Origin of the sequence: Prescottella agglutinans (assembly GCF_004011865.1) — a bacterium.
Classification (GTDB): Bacteria; Actinomycetota; Actinomycetes; order Mycobacteriales; family Mycobacteriaceae; genus Prescottella; species Prescottella agglutinans.
Genome location: NZ_RKLP01000016.1, coordinates 41,864 through 55,671 on the forward strand (window position 1 = coordinate 41,864; position 13,808 = coordinate 55,671).

The following is a 13,808-nucleotide window of genomic DNA, read 5'->3' on the forward strand; positions in this document are numbered from 1 at the left end:
CACATAAGTAACTGCAGTCACATCGGTAACATAAGCATCACAAGTTGCAGACATCCTCGGATGAACCCTGGACGCGAATCCCGGCCAGCGCCCAGGATTCAGTCCGAACCCCGACCCCACCGGGATCGGTCCGGCCGAAAGGTCGCTCGCAGCGCACGAAGACACCCCGCGCACTGAACACGAGGAGAATTCGCCTTGCCGCACCGTCGACCCAGGAACTCGATCGTTCTGGCCGCAGTCGCCGCAGTGGCGGTTGCCACCCCGTTCGCCGTCCAGGCACTGGGCAGCGATTCCGCGGACGTCCGCTCCGCCAGTGAGACCGCACCCTCGATCCCCACGCAGATCGCGGAGGTCGTGCTCGCATCCGTGCCCGACATCGTGATCCCGCTCAAGGAACTCACCGGGCTCGACCTGCCGGACATCCACCTGCGCGATCTGCCCCTGCCGACCGAGATCCCGCTCCCGGGTGGCGGCTCGATCCCGCTGCCGTCGCTGACGACTCCGAACGCGCCCGGCGACATCGCCGCTCCCGCACCGGCGCCCGCACCGACACCCGAGACCACCTCCATCCCGGCCGATCAACTGGGCGCTTCGGTCAAGGAGATCACGCGGGAGGAGCCGTTCTCGATGGTCGCGCTCACCGCGTCGAACCTCGAGTCGACGGTCACCAAGATCCGCGCGCAGTTGGCCGACGGCTCGTGGGGCGAGTGGTTCACTCCCGACGTGATCGACTCCGGCAGCGCCGACATGTCGACAGGGTCCGGCAAGCAGGGCACCGATCCCGTCTTCGTCGGCGAGACCAATGCCGTCCAGATCCTGGTGACGCCCAAGGACTCCGGCGCCGCCGGCACCGCAGCACCCGGTGACGCCGGCGCGGCTCCGGCCGAGGCGCCCGCGTCGGCTCCGGCTCCGGCTCCGGCTCCGGCTCCGGCTCCGGAGGCGGCATCGGAGGCACCGCAGCCGCTCGGCTACGTGCCCGCCGCGGTCGCGAAGCCGCTGCAGGCCTCCACTGTCACCGCGAACGACATCGCCGCGGTCCTCATCAATCCCGGTAGCGGACCGCAGGATTCGAACCTCGCGGACATCGCCACCCCGACGTCGGTGAACGGGATCAACGTCATCTCGCGCCGGGCGTGGGGCGCGGACGAGGGCATCCGCTGCCAGAACCCGACGTACGACGACTCGACCGGCGGCGCGACGGTGCACCACACGGCCGAGAGCAACAACTACACGCGGGAGCAGTCCGCGGGCATCGTCCGCGGCATCTACGCCTACCACGCGCAGACCCTCGGCTGGTGCGACATCGGCTACAACGTGCTGGTCGACCGCTACGGGCAGATCTTCGAGGGCCGCTTCGGTGGTCTCGACCGACCGGTCCAGGGCGCGCACGCCGGCGGCTTCAACGAGAACACCGTCGGTATCGCGATGATGGGCAACTTCGTGAGCCAGCCGGCGCCGGCTGCGACGATCGAGTCGGTCGGCAAGTACCTGGGTTGGCGTCTGAAGCTCGCGAACCTGAACCCCAAGGGCCAGGTCACCATGTACTCCGAGGGCACCCAGTACTCGAAGTTCCCGCTGGGCCAGCGGGTCGACCTGCCGACCATCTTCGCGCACCGCGACGTCGGCTACACCGAGTGCCCGGGTAGTGCCGCGTACGCCCAGATGAACCAGATCCGCGACATCGCCGCGGCCAACTACGGCGGCGGCGGGGGCGGCAACAACGGTGGCAGCACCCCGCCGACGAACCCCAGCTCGGGCGGCGGCAACACCCCGGCTCCGGGTGTCCCCGGCTCGCTCGACCTGAACGCGCAGATCCCGGCGGTCGTGAACGGCATCCTGTCGATGGCCGACTCCAACCCGATCGCACGGCAGTGGCTCGCCATGGGCGGCAACCGCGGCATGCTCGGCGACGCGCTGACCGGCCTGCTGACCACGGCGACGGGACAGCTGTACGCCTTCTTCCAGAACGGCGCACTCTTCACGTCCGCGAACGGTGGGGTGGTCTCGACGGTCGGCGAGATCTTCAACGCCTGGAAGGCCGCCGGCGGCGTCACGAACGACATCGGATTGCCGATCAGTGACGAGTACCAGGTCTCGAACGGCTTCCGTAGCGACTTCGAGCGCGGCTCGATGATCTACGACGCCGCCACCCAGCAGGTCACGACGATCCTGAACACCCCGCCCGTGGCTCCGGCCGCGGCGGGCACGGTCTCCGAGGCCCCGGTCCAGGTCAACTGATCGTCACTCCCGACGACGGAAAACGCCGCTGCCCCTCCACGAACTGTGGAGGGGCAGCGGCGTTTTCGGGGTCAGTCCGCCCAGATGCGTTCGAGGACCCGGGCGACACCGTCGTCGGAGTTGGTGGACGTGATCTCGTCGGCCGCGGCCTTCGCCTCCGGATGCGCGTTCTCGACGGCGACACCGAGACCCGCCATGGACAGCATCGGGATGTCGTTGGGCATGTCGCCGAACGCGACGATCCCCGACTCGGCGACCTCGAGTCGCCGCGCCACGAGCCGCAGCCCCGACGCCTTGGTCACGCCGGGCGCCGACACCTCGATCAGGCCGTTGTTCGTCGAGTAGGTCAGGTCCGCCCGCTCCCCCACCAGGGGTCGCAGCTTCGCGGCCATGTCCGCGCTGCTCGCGCCGGGGATGCGGATCAGCATCTTGATGGCCGGCGCGGACAGGATGTCCTCGGGGGCCATCTCGGTGTGGTCGGGGTTGAGCCACGCGTGCTCGTACCCCGGCGCGCTGACGAACTGGGCGGTGGCGGTGTCGTGCGCGGTGGCCCCGACCCGTTCGGCCGCGAGGCCCGCGCCGGGAAGCTCGTAGTCGACCAGGTCGGCGAGCCAGGCGAGGGTCTCGACGGGGAGCGTCGCGGCCTCGAGCACACGGTCGGCCTCCGAGTCGTAGAGGACCGCGCCGTTCGCGCACACCGCGAGCGGCGCGAACCCGAGCCCGTCGACCACGGGGCCGAGCCAGCGCGGCGGTCGACCGGTGGCGAGGACGAACGGGGTGCCGGACGCGACGACGGTCCGCACCGCCTCGCGGGTCCGGGCGGTGACGCGTTCGTCGTCGTCGATCAGGGTGCCGTCGACATCGCTGGCGACGAGGCTGGGCAGTTCGGGGCGCACCGGGCCATTGTGCCCCCATCGGGTGGCACCACGCCGACGGGAACGCGCAGATGAGCGCTAGCTCACGACGCGCGGTTACTTCCCCTCGGTCTCCTTGCGTCGCGCGGCCTTGGCCTCGGCCTCGGCGGCGTCCATCTTGTTCGCTTCCTCGAGCGTCGGCGCCCCACCGCCGAGCCGGGCCGGCACCCAGTACTCGCCGGCCGGGTGCTCGTAGTTGGCCTGCACGCCGCGCAGCAGTTCTTCCATGCGGCTGTGCAGCAGCGTCGTCATCTCGGAGGCCGGTTCGAACGGCGCGATCGGCTCGCCGACGGCGATGGAAATCGGGGTGTTGGTCCGGCCCAGACGCTTCGGGTAGCCCTTGGTCCACACCCGCTGCGATCCCCAGATCACCATGGGGATCACCGGTGTACCCGATTCGATCGCCATCCGTGCGGCCCCCGACTTGAACTCCTTGAGTTCGAAGCTGCGACTGATCGTCGCCTCCGGGAACACGCCCACCAGTTCGCCGTCGCGCAGCGCCTGCACGGCCGCCCGGTACGAGTCGCCGCCGGCGGCCCGGTCGACGGGAATGTGCTTCATCGCCCGCATCATCGGTCCGGAGATCTTGTGGACGAACACGTCCTTCTTCGCCATGAAGCGGATGTAGCGCTTGACCGCACGGGCCGGCAGGCCGGCGTAGGTGAAGTCCATGTAGCCGGTGTGGTTGATGGCCACCACCGCACCTCCCGTCGCGGGAATGTGCTCCGCGCCGGTGACGGTGAACTTCAGCCCCTGGCCTGCGAACACGCCGCGGGCAACTCCGATGATCGTTCGGTAGAAGGGTTCCACAGTGAGCAGCGTAGTCGGCGCCGCGTGATCGAGAGCACTTCGCGCCCCCCGAAGACGACCGGTCCCCTGCCGGGTCACGGCAGGGGACCGGTTATCCGGTTCGTGGATCAGGACCCGAACAGCGGGGTGATGCTGTCGAGCGATCCGGCGCTACCGGTACCTGCGCCACCGTCCTGGTTGGTGACCTGGACGGTCTGCGGCGCCGACGACGAACCGGTGACACCCGATCCGCCGGAGTAGACGGCCACGAGCTCGTGCGTACCGGCCGTGGTGAACGTGTAGGTCAGCGTCGCGGTACCGCCGGAGAGCGGCTGCGGCGTCCCGATCGCGGTAGTGCCGTCGTAGAACTGCACCGTCCCCGGAAGCGTCGCAGCGCCGGCGACCTGTGCCGACAACTGGACCTGCTGCCCCACCGTCGCGTTCGCGGGCGCGGTGAGCGTGGTCGACGTGGTGACGTCGTTCGGTGCCGGATCCGTCACGAGGACCGTGCGCACCGGCGAGGTGGAGCCGACGAATCCACTGCCCGGGTTGAAGATCGCGACGATGTTGTGCGTTCCCGTGGCCGTGAACGTGTGCTGCAGGCTCGCGCCGCCACCGGACACCGGGACCGGGGCGCCGATGTCGGCGCCGTTGTCCCGGAACTGCACGGTGCCGGTCGCGTTCGCCGGCGTCACGGCCGCCGTCAGCTGCACGGACGTGCCGGTCTTGGCGTCGGTCGGCACGGTCAGCGCGGTCGAGGTCGCCACGTCGGGCGCGGTGACGGCGACGGTCTGCGGCTCGGACGTCGACGACGCGAAGGTGGACGTCCCGGTGAACACGGCGGTGACGGTGTGCGGACCCGTGGCCGTGAACGTGTGCGAGGTGGTGGCGAATCCACCCGAAACCGATACCGGCGCACCGATGTCGATGCCGTTGTCCCGGAACTGCACGGTGCCGGTCGCGGTGGACGGGGTCACGCTCGCGGACAGGGTGACCGGGGTGCCCGTCACGGCGGTGGCCGGAGCGGAGACGTTGGTCGTCGTCGCGCGGGGATCGACCTTCACGGCGAGTCCGGTCATCGGGTTGAAGTCCTGACGCGAAAGCGTGTAGGGCTTGAACGCCATGCCGGTACTGCGCGGACCCGGCTGGGCGTCGTCGGCCACCTTGTACGTGAACGTCAGTTCCGGCGTCTTGTTCAGGAGCCCGTTTCCGGGAATCAGACCCAGCGCGACCGGCGCGTCGGTCCACTTGAGCGAGACCGCTCCGTCGACCGAACTCTGCACGGCTGCACCGTCGTACAGCGACGGATTGTTGAGGTTTCCAAGGGCACTGCGCCACACGTTGCCGGTCACGCTCTGCAGCACGTATCCGGCCGGCGGGTAGTCGACGAGGTACTCGAGGTAGCGGTCGACGCCGCCGTTCGTCTTGAACGTGATGGTGGTGGTGACGGTCTCACCCGGGTGGGCAACAGCGGGCTCGACCTTCTTGGTCGCCACGATGTTGGAGGTGGTGACCGTCTGGGAGATCGGGTCCGCGGCGGCCGTGCCGGCCCCGAACACAACTTGACCGACGGCGGCGACGCTGACGGCCGTCGCACCGGCGACTACCGCCGCGGCGACGCGACGGCTGATGGAGCGAACCACAGGCATTCCTCTCGAAGCATCGGAGAGCGGAACCCGGATGAAGACATGCCGGAACCACGCTCAGGAGAACACGTTTGCCGAACTCGGCCTGCGTTCTCCCTCATCCGAACGCGTGCCGTGCCTCACCCCAACTGCCCCGACGAGTGAATTGCGCTCACACTGTAACGGCGAGCCCTGGATGCCGGACGCAAAACGATCGATTCCGTGAAAGCACGCGAGGCCCCGGCCGAATGGCCGGGGCCTCGCTGTATGCAGTCCGTCAGAAACCGAAGCCCGAACGGCCTGCGCCACCGAGCGAACCGAACATGGTGCCGAGCGAACCGGCGCTACCGGTGCCGCCGCCGCCTGCGGAGACCTGGACCACCTTCGCAGCCGACACCGACGGCTTCACTCCTTCACCGCCGGAGTACTTCGCGGTGATCGTGTGCGGGCCCTCCGTGGTGAAGGTGTGGTCGAGCTCCGCGACCCCGCCCACCACCGGGACGGTGTCGCCGATCGGCGTCTCACCGTCGAAGAAGCGCACCGTTCCCGGCAGCTGACCGGCCCCCGACACCGTCGCCGACAGCTTGACCTGCTGACCCACAGTCGCGGAGCCGGGAACCGTCAGAACGGTCGACGTCACGACGTCGCCGGGAGCGGGATCCGACACCTGGACCTGCTGCTGGGTCGCCGACGAGCCGGCGAAGCCGGGCGCGCCGGTGAACACTGCACCGATGTCGTGCGCGCCGGCGGTGATGAACGTGTGTTCCAGTGTCGCAGTGCCGTTCACGACCTGGACGGGGGCGCCGATGTGAGCGCCGCCGTCCGTGAACTGCACCGTGCCCGACGCGTTCGCCGGGGTCACGTTCGCGGTCAATGTCACGGACTGCCCCGTCTCGGCCGTGGCCGGAACACTCAGAGTCGAGGTGGTCGTGACATCCGGGACCACCGGGTCGGTGACCGACACCGACTGCGCGGCCGTCGAGTTCAGGAAGCCGGCGTTGCCGGTGAACGCGGCCGCGATGCTGTGGCTTCCGGCCGTGGTGAACGTGTGCTGAACGCTCGCAACACCGTTCGACACCGCCACCGGCGAACCGATGTTCGCACCGTTGTCCTGGAACTGCACCGTGCCCGACGCGTTCACCGGATCCACGTTCGCGGTCAACGTCACCGACTGGCCCGTCTCCGCCGTGGCCGGGACACTCAGAGTCGTCGCGGTCTCGACGTCCGGAACACTCACGTTCACCGTCTGCACGGTCGAGGTCGAACCGGTGAACCCGGCCGAGCCGGTGAACACGGCGGTGAGGCTGTGAGCACCCGCGGCGGTGAACGTGTGCTGCAGGCTCGCAACGCCGTTCGACACCGACACCGGCGAACCGATGTCCGCACCGTTGTCCTGGAACTGCACCGTGCCCGACGCATTCACCGGATCCACGTTCGCGGTCAACGTCACCGACTGCCCCGTCTCCGCCGTCGGCGGGACCGTGAGCGTCGTCGTGGTCGCGGCATCCGGAACGCTCACGGCCACCGTCTGTGCCGTCGACGCCGAACCGGTGAAGCCGGACACACCGGAGAACTCCGCGGTGATGCTGTGCTGACCGGCCGCCGAGAACGTGTGCGGCAACTGCGCGCCACCGTTCGACAGCGCCACCGGCGAACCGATGTCGGCGCCGTTGTCCTTGAACTGCACGGTGCCACCGCCGGGGTTCGGCGTGACATCGGCCGACAAGGTCACCTGGGCGCCGGTCTGCGCCGTACCCGGAGCCGTCACGGTCGTCGTGGTCGCGACGTCGGGAACGCTGACGTTCACCGTCTGCGCGGAGGCCGACGAGTTCACGAAGCCCGAACCGGCGATGAAGTCCGCGGTGATGCTGTGGCTGCCGCCGGCCGTGAATGTGTGCTGCAGGCTCGCCGCACCGCCCGCCACCGCTACCGGCGATCCGATGGCGGTGCCGTTGTCCTTGAACTGCACCGTGCCCGACGCGTTCGACGGCGTCACCGTCGCGGACAACGTCACCGCGGTACCCGCCACCGCCGTCGCGGGCGCCGACACCGTCATCGAGGTCGACACCGACACCGACACCGACTGCGCTGCGGACTGCGACGCGCTCGCCTTCGCCGTACCCAGGTACTTCGCCTGCAACGAATGCGCACCCGCGGACGGCGTCCACGCCGACGTCGCGACACCCGACGCGTTCAGTTGACCCGAACCGATCTTCGTGGCCCCGTCGTAGAAGTCGACGGCGTCACCCTGCGCACCGCCGGTCACCGTGGCGCTGAGCGTCACCGACTGACCCACGAGAACCGGGCTCGGCACCGTTGCCAGCGACGTCGTCGTGGCGTCCTTGGCGACCGTGATCGTCGGGCCCTTGTCCGCGTAGGTGCCGCTGCCCAGGCTGCCCGAGTAGTGCATCGTCGTCATCAACGGGGTTTCACGGGCACAGTTGGCGGTCACCAGATAGTTGAACTCGAAGGTCTGCGACTGCGGGCTGATGTTGGGATACACCGGCCAATTGCCGGTGACCCGAACGTAGTCCGCGGCGACCTCCGGCCCGCCCGTGTTTCCGCTGACGTAGGTCAAGCACGTCGGATGCAGATCCTTCACGGCCTGCAACCACTCGACCACGCCACCGGTGCGCTCGAACTTGGTCGACACCTTGACGGTCTCGCCCACCGATGGGGTCGAGTTGCTGACGGTCCGGGTGAACTTGCTGTTGCCGTCGTTCCACGTCACCGAACCCGGCGCCGCACCGGCCGGACCGACACCCATCGTCACCACGAATCCCGCAGCAACGGCCACCGCACTCACTCCGCCGACAAATCGGCGAATACTTCTGTCAGACATGGCATTCCTCTCGACGACAGACTTCGCCGGTCGTCACACGGTGAGAAGTAGGACTTCCGGTCCGAGGCCCGGAGGGGCCCCGGACCGGAGGTGAATCGAGGGGGTCAGCCGCCCAGCGACCCGAACATCGTGCCGAGCGAACCGGCGCTGCCGGTACCGCCGTCACCGCCACCGGCGACCGTCACCTGGACGGTCTGCGGAGCGGAGGTCGACGCCAGGGAACCGGCGCCGCCGGAGTAGACGGCCTTGACCACGTGAGCGCCGGACGTGGCGAACGTGTGGTCCAGCACCGCGACACCGTTGATCACCGGAACTGCGGCACCGAGGGGCGTCTCGCCGTCGTAGAACTGGACCGTTCCGGTCAACTGGGCGGCGCCGGTGACGCGGGCCGAGAGACTCGCGACCTGTCCGACGGTCGCCGTGCCCGGGCCGGTCAGCTCGGTGGTGGTCGCCACGTCACTGGGGGCCGGGTCCGAAACCTGCACCGACTGAGCCGGTGCCGACGATCCGGCGAAGCCGGCGCCCGGGGTGAACACCGCCGTGATCGAGTGGCTTCCCGCCGTGGTGAACGCGTGCTGCAGGCTCGCGGCACCGTTCGACACCGTCACCGGTCCGCCGATGGCGGTGCCGTTGTCCGCGAACTGCACCGTGCCGGCCGCGTTCGACGGCGTCACCGAAGCGGTCAACGCCACGGTCGCGCCTGTCTGTGCCGTCGGCTGAACCGTCAGCGCCGTGCTGGTCTGCACATCCGGCGTCGGCGGGTTGGTCGCGATCACGTTCCGCGCCGCAGCGGTCGACCCCAGGAAGCCGGTGCTCCCGGTGAAGACCGCCGAGATGCTGTGGTTGCCCGCCACCGTGAAGGTGTGCGACAACTGCGCCTTGCCGTTCGACACCGTGACCGGAGCACCGATGTCGCCGGCACCGTCCTTGAACTGCACCGTGCCCGCCGCGGTCGCCGGGTCCACCGTCGCGGTGAACGTCACGGCCGCGCCCAGTTCGGCGGTGGGAGGCACCTGCAGGGTGGTCGTGGTCGCGACATCCGGGTCGCGCACCGTCACGGTCTGGGCCGGCGACGACGTGGAACCGCTGAAGCCCGGCGCGCCGGAGTACACGGCGGTGATGTCGTGGCCACCGGCCGCGGTGAACGTGTGGTCCAGGCTCGCAACACCGTTCGACACCGCCACCGGCGCGCCGATGTTCGCGGTGCCGTCCTTGAACTGCACCGTGCCGGCCGTGGTCGCCGGGGCTACCGTCGCCGTGAGGGTCACCGGCACACCGGCCGTTGCAGTGGCCGGCGCCTGCACCGAGGTCGACGTCGCCGCATCCGGTGCCGCCACCTGCACCGACTGCACCGTCGAATCCGACCCGTTGGCGCGCGCCGAACCCGGGAACTTCGCCTGCACCGACCGCGCACCCGCAGTCGACGGCGTCCACGTGAACGTCGCTGCACCCGAACCGTTCAGCGCGCCCGAGCCGACCTTCGCGCCGCCGTCGTAGAAGTCGACCGAATCACCCTGTGCCGCACCGGTCACCGTCGCGCTCAGCGTCACCGGCTTACCGACCTGCGCACCCGACACCGCCGCCAACGACGTCGACGAGGCGTTCTTGGCGACGGTGATCGCCGGACCCTTGTTCGAGTACGTGCCGTCGCCGAGCGAACCGCTGTAGTGCATCGTCGTCATCAACGGCACGCCGCGATCGCAATCCGCACCCACCCGGTACGAGAACTCGAAGGTGTGCGACTTCGGGTTGATGTTCGGGTACACCGGCCAATCGATGCTCGAACCCTGGATCCGCGCGTAATCGGCTGCCTGGCTCTGCAGCCCACGCGGCGACCCGTCGACCTTCGCCGACCCGTCCACGTAGGTCATGCAGGTGGGATGCAGATCCTTGACCGCGTAGATGTACTCCACCGGAATCCCGGTCCGCTCGAACTTCGTCGACACCGTCACGATGTCGCCCTCGTTCGGCGTCGTGTTCGACACCGTCCGCGTGTATCGGCTGTTGCCGTCGTCCCACGTCACCGAACCCGACGCCGCACCGGCCGAACCGACACCCACTGTCGCCACGAACCCCGCAGCGACGGCTACCGCACCCACACCGCCGATGATCCGGCGAAATCTTCTGTCAGACATGGACTTCCTCTCGACGACAGACTTCGCCGGTCGTCACACGGTGAGAAGTGGATCTTCCGGTTCGGGGTCCGGTGGGGACCCCGAACCGGAAGTGAATCGAAGAAGCGTCAGCCGCCGAGCGAGCCGAACATCGTGCCGAGCGAACCGGCGCTACCCGAGCCGCCGTCACCGCCGTCACCGCCACCGGGCGAGGCCGGCGCGACAGCCACCGACACCTGGTCGGCGGAGGCGTTGACCGTGCCGGAGCCCGAGTACTCGGCCCGGATGACGCGCTGCCCCTGGACCGCCGGGGTCCAACTGACCGATGCGCGGCCGCTGCCGTCGACGGCAGCGGTGCCGATGACGATGTCCCCGTCCTTGAAGGTCACGGTGCCGCCGGCGCTGCCGGTGACCTGTGCCGAGATCGTCTTTGCCACGCCGACCTGAGCGCTGCCCACGGTGAGATTCGTGGTCGAGTCGGTGTTCTGGACCGGCTTCGGGGCGACGCTCACGGTCGCGGTCGCGGTGGACGCCGCGACACCGGTGCGCCCGGAGTAGTCGACCGTGATCGAGTGATTGCCCTCGGTCATCGGGGTCCACGCGTAGGTGGCCTCGCCGGAGGCGTTCACCGTGGCCTCCGCGAGCACCTGTCCGCCGTCCTTGAACTTGACGGTGCCACCGGCGGCGGCCGCCGGGGTCACGATGGCCTTCAGGATCGTCGACTGTCCGACCCGAGCGCCCGACACGGGGGCGAGCTGCGTGGTCGACACGATGTCCGAGGAGAGCACGTCGATGTTCTGCTTCGCCGAGTCCGAGCCGTTGGCCTTCGCGGTGCCGAGGAAGCGCGCCATCAGCTCGTGCGCGCCACGCGAGTCCGGCGTCCAGGCATAGGTTGCGGTGCCGTTCGCGTTGAGGGTGCCGGTTCCGATCCGGTTGCCACCGTCGAAGAACTCGACGGTGTCGCCCTGCGCGCCGCCGGTCACGGTCGCGGCGAGGGTGGTGGCCTGCCCCACCTGGGCGCCGGTGACCTGCGCGAGCGACGTCGTCGTCGTGTTCTTGGAGACGGTGATCGCCGGGCCCTTGTTCGAGTACGTGCCACTTCCGAGTGAACCGCCGTAGTGCATGGTCGTCATCAACGGCACACCACGCTCACAGTTCGCACCCACCCGGTACGAGAACTCGAACGTGCGCGACTTCGGGTTGATGTTCGGATACACCGGCCAGTCGATCGCCGAGCCCTCGACCCGAACCCAGTCGGCCGCCATGCTCTCGAGTCCACGCGGCGACCCGTCCACCTTCGCCGACCCGTCCACGTACGTCATGCACGCCGGATGCAGATCCTTGACCGCGTAGATGTACTCCACCGGAATCCCGGTCCGCTCGAACTTCGTCGACACCGTCACGATGTCGCCCTCGTTCGGCGTCGTGTTCGACACCGTCCGCGTGAACCGGCTGTTCCCGTCGTCCCACGTCACGGAGCCGGGCGCCGCGTTCGCCGAACCGAGTCCCGCAGTGACCGCGAATCCGGCTGCCACCGCGAAGGCGCTCAGGCCGCCCACGACGCGGCGGATGTTCCTGTCAGACATGCATTTCCTCTCGACGACGAACCTCGATGGATGCCCGACGGGAGTTGCAGCCCTGCATGACTTCGCGCGTGGATCGGGCCATTCTCCGACTCCCTTCAGAGCACGGTCGCCGCGGATCCGCACCAGGTGTCGTCGGAACCGCGTCTACTGCCGCCCAGGTTTCGGCCCGACTCCGCACACCCGGCTCGTTCCCTTCGGCACCGATGTGCCGATAGAAACGCGCCTCACTGTATCGGACGTACGTCCAGGTCTGTGCCGAATCGGTGAATACACCGAACGGGGCCCCTCGCGCTGTGCGCGAGGGGCCCCGAGTCGATCAGAGTTCGTAGCTGAAGTGTCAGCCGCCGAGGCTGCCGAAGCCGCCGCCGAGGCTGCCCAGGCTACCGGTGCCACCCGGCTGCGTCGGAGCATCGGCGACCTGAATGGTCTGCGGCAGCGAAGCCGAACCGTTCACGCCCTGACCACCGGTGTAGGCGACGCTGATCTGGTGCGGGCCGGCAACGGTGAAGGTGTGGTCGATCGCGACGGCACCGTTTCCGACCGCGATGCGCGGCCCGATCGGGTTGCCGGCGTCGTAGAACTGCACCGTGCCGGGCAGCTGCGCACCGTTGGCCGAAATCTGCGCGGACAGGCGCACGGACGTGCCGACCGTCGCGGTCTGCGGCGCGGTCATGATGGTCGCGGAGTTGACGTCGTCCGGGGTCGGGACCGACACGTCGACGATCGCTCCGGGGGAACTGGAGTTGATGAAGCCGCCGCTACCGAAGAAGGCCGCCGTGATCGCATGCGGGCCCGCCGCGGTGAAGGTGTACGGCAGCGACGCGGCACCGTTGACCACCTGGACCGGCGCGCCGATGGGGGTCGATCCGTCCATGAACTGCACCGTGCCGGTGGCGTCCCCCGGGGTCACCGACGCCGAGAGCTGAACGGGCTGTCCCGTCTTCGCGCTCGGCGGGACGGTCACCGTGGTATTCGTCGCCGTAGGCGGACGCTGAACCGACAGGTTGAGGCCGGTCAGCGGGTTCCAGGTCTGCGTGCTGCCGAAGGTCTCGACGTTGAAGGACATGCCCGTCTCACGCGGACCGGGCTGAGCGGTCGAGGGGACCTTGTACTTGAAGGTCAGCGTGGCGCCCTTGTTGATGACAGCCATTCTGCCGGCAGCGCCCATCGCGGTTCCGTGATCGGTCCACCACAGCTTCACCGCACCGGAGACCGGATCCTGCGTGCCGGGGCCGTCGTACTGGGCCGGGTTGTTCCAGTTACCGATGAGCGGTCCGCCGCGCCACACGTTCGCCTTGGCTTCCAGCAACTGGTAGCCCGCGGGCGGGTAGTCGGTGTAGTCCCGGAGGTAGCGGTCGACTCCGCCATCCAATTCGATCACGACCGTCGACGTCACCGTGTCACCCGGGAACGGGTTGGGATTGTCGATCGTCTTGGTCGCCTTGATGTTCGAGGTGGTGACAGTCTCCGACACGGGCGCCGCGGAGGCGGCACCGCTACCGAATGCGACCTGTCCGGCCCCGAGCGCGGCTACCGCCATCGCGCCGACGAGCACCTTCGAGACAGTTCGCCGCATGACCGATCGGGCCATTCCGACTCCTTCCAGAGCGTTCGCGCCCCGGGCGGGAATTCCACCGACGCGGCGCAGTACATGCATGTGCATCCTGTGTCGACCGCCGGCCCGACCCCGAACGTTCGAC

General features: G+C 68.9%; 8 protein-coding genes. 1 reads left to right on the forward strand and 7 read right to left on the reverse strand.

Translation table 11 applies throughout. The features are described from left to right. The first annotated feature begins 195 nt into the window (after positions 1 to 195). Positions 196 to 2,238 (forward strand): N-acetylmuramoyl-L-alanine amidase, encoded by a 2,043-nt coding sequence (locus EGT67_RS24395; RefSeq protein ID WP_127918701.1) that lies wholly within the window; start codon positions 196 to 198, stop codon positions 2,236 to 2,238. A 71-nt stretch (positions 2,239 to 2,309) separates the two neighbouring features. On the opposite strand, the gene EGT67_RS24400 is transcribed toward EGT67_RS24395, so the two are convergent. The 7 genes from EGT67_RS24400 to EGT67_RS24430 all read right to left on the reverse strand — a co-directional run bounded on the left by EGT67_RS24400 (position 2,310) and on the right by EGT67_RS24430 (position 13,699). Then, entirely contained in the window at positions 2,310 to 3,134 is an 825-nt protein-coding gene (locus tag EGT67_RS24400; RefSeq protein WP_127918702.1) for an HAD family hydrolase, read from the reverse strand. Positions 3,135 to 3,209: 75 nt separating this feature from the next. Beyond that, positions 3,210 to 3,962, reverse strand: a complete 753-nt coding sequence (locus tag EGT67_RS24405; RefSeq protein ID WP_127918703.1) for a lysophospholipid acyltransferase family protein — start codon at positions 3,960 to 3,962, stop codon at positions 3,210 to 3,212. Positions 3,963 to 4,069: 107 nt separating this feature from the next. Further along, the gene (locus EGT67_RS24410; protein WP_241566228.1) at positions 4,070 to 5,584 is read right to left on the reverse strand and encodes an Ig-like domain-containing protein; all 1,515 of its coding nucleotides are present in this window, start codon (positions 5,582 to 5,584) and stop codon (positions 4,070 to 4,072) included. A 259-nt stretch (positions 5,585 to 5,843) separates the two neighbouring features. Beyond that, positions 5,844 to 8,363 carry an Ig-like domain-containing protein gene (locus tag EGT67_RS24415; RefSeq protein WP_241566229.1) on the reverse strand — a complete coding sequence of 840 codons (2,520 nt, stop codon included), beginning with the start codon at positions 8,361 to 8,363 and terminating at the stop codon, positions 5,844 to 5,846. A 149-nt stretch (positions 8,364 to 8,512) separates the two neighbouring features. Then, positions 8,513 to 10,543 carry an Ig-like domain-containing protein gene (locus tag EGT67_RS24420; protein WP_127918706.1) on the reverse strand — a complete coding sequence of 677 codons (2,031 nt, stop codon included), beginning with the start codon at positions 10,541 to 10,543 and terminating at the stop codon, positions 8,513 to 8,515. Positions 10,544 to 10,650: 107 nt separating this feature from the next. Next, positions 10,651 to 12,108, reverse strand: a complete 1,458-nt coding sequence (locus EGT67_RS24425; protein ID WP_127918707.1) for an Ig-like domain-containing protein — start codon at positions 12,106 to 12,108, stop codon at positions 10,651 to 10,653. A gap of 337 nt (positions 12,109 to 12,445) precedes the next feature. Then, a complete protein-coding gene (locus tag EGT67_RS24430) occupies positions 12,446 to 13,699 on the reverse strand; it encodes an Ig-like domain-containing protein (protein ID WP_127918708.1) in 1,254 nt (417 codons plus the stop codon). Positions 13,700 to 13,808: the final 109 nt, after the last annotated feature.

What these genes read in the sequence shown, in the direction of transcription:
- EGT67_RS24420 (WP_127918706.1), bottom strand. Translation starts at nt 10,543, where the DNA reads ATGTCTGACAGAAGATTTCGCCGGATCATCGGCGGTGTGGGTGCGGTA.
- EGT67_RS24425 (WP_127918707.1), bottom strand. Translation starts at nt 12,108, where the DNA reads ATGTCTGACAGGAACATCCGCCGCGTCGTGGGCGGCCTGAGCGCCTTC.
- EGT67_RS24430 (WP_127918708.1), bottom strand. Translation starts at nt 13,699, where the DNA reads ATGGCCCGATCGGTCATGCGGCGAACTGTCTCGAAGGTGCTCGTCGGC.